1 protein-coding gene is annotated in these 1,068 nt (G+C 47.8%); it reads left to right on the top strand.

Annotated elements, in window-relative coordinates; translation table 11 throughout:
- A partial coding sequence (tnpC, locus tag C234_RS17250; RefSeq protein ID WP_027326094.1) for an IS66 family transposase occupies positions 1-1,068 on the top strand: 1,068 nt, incomplete at both ends.

The raw sequence follows: 1,068 nt of genomic DNA, 5'->3' as shown, positions 1-1,068 counted from the left end.
CCGCAAGCCTCTTGATACCTCCTTGCTGCCTGTAGATGAAATCAATCTTTACCCTGAAGGTACTACCACAGAAGACGGTGAGCTGAAAGAGGATTTCGTTGAAATCGGAACCGAGGAGACTCTTCGTCTGGAACGTATCCCAGAAAAAGTCTATATAGTAAAGACCATCCGCCACAAGGTAATAAGAAAATCAGAACTCAAGGAAAAGCATCCGGAAGAGAGGCATATCCTTATCAGTCCGCTTCCTTTGGTGCCTGTGGGCAAATGTATGGCAGGAGCATCCGTACTGACAGACATTATCATCGGAAAGTTTATGTATCATCTGCCATTCTACCGCCTTATACAACAGTACCGTGAGTCCGGCATAACCATCAGTGATTCGACCATGGGTGGATGGTATGAGGCGGCAGTGGAAAAGCTGAAGCTTCTCTATAATCTCCTTAAGAAGCAGATACTCTCGAGTGAATATATACAGATAGACGAGAGTGTGATACCTGTTATAGACAACGAAAAGCACAAGACGAGAAAAGGTTATGAGTGGTGCCTGCGGGACGGTATCACCGGAGACGTCGTGTTCCATTATGACCGTGGCAGCCGTAGTGGGAAGGTTGCCCGTGAACTCCTCGGCAATTATGTCGGGCTTGCGCAGTGCGACGGTTATGATGCCTACGAACAGTTCGAACGGATGAAAGGCATCACGCTGTTCGGCTGTTGGGCCCATGCAAGGAGAAAGTTTACGGAAGCGCTGGACGAGAACAGGGCACTGGCTACACAGGCATTATGCCATATAGGCAAGTTGTACAAAGTCGAATCTGAAGCTGACGAAGCCGGGTTTTCCATAGAAGAACGCAAGGAAAAACGTATCCGGGAGTCTTACCCTGTGATACTGGAATTTGAAAGGTGGATGCAGGATGCATACCTTAAGGTGCTGCCTAAGAGCCGTACCGGGAAGGCTATAGAATACACCTTCTCACTTCTTCCCAGACTCTCCAGATATGTAAATGACGGAAGGGTGAATATCGACAACAATCTCATTGAGAATGCGATAAGGCCTTTGGCTTTGGGAAG

The sequence above is a fragment of the Bacteroides pyogenes DSM 20611 = JCM 6294 genome (genome assembly GCF_000428105.1).
Lineage (GTDB): Bacteria > Bacteroidota > Bacteroidia > Bacteroidales > Bacteroidaceae > Bacteroides > Bacteroides pyogenes.
The sequence above is the reverse complement of the archived record's forward strand: the minus strand, read 5'-3'. Positions and strand labels throughout refer to the sequence as shown.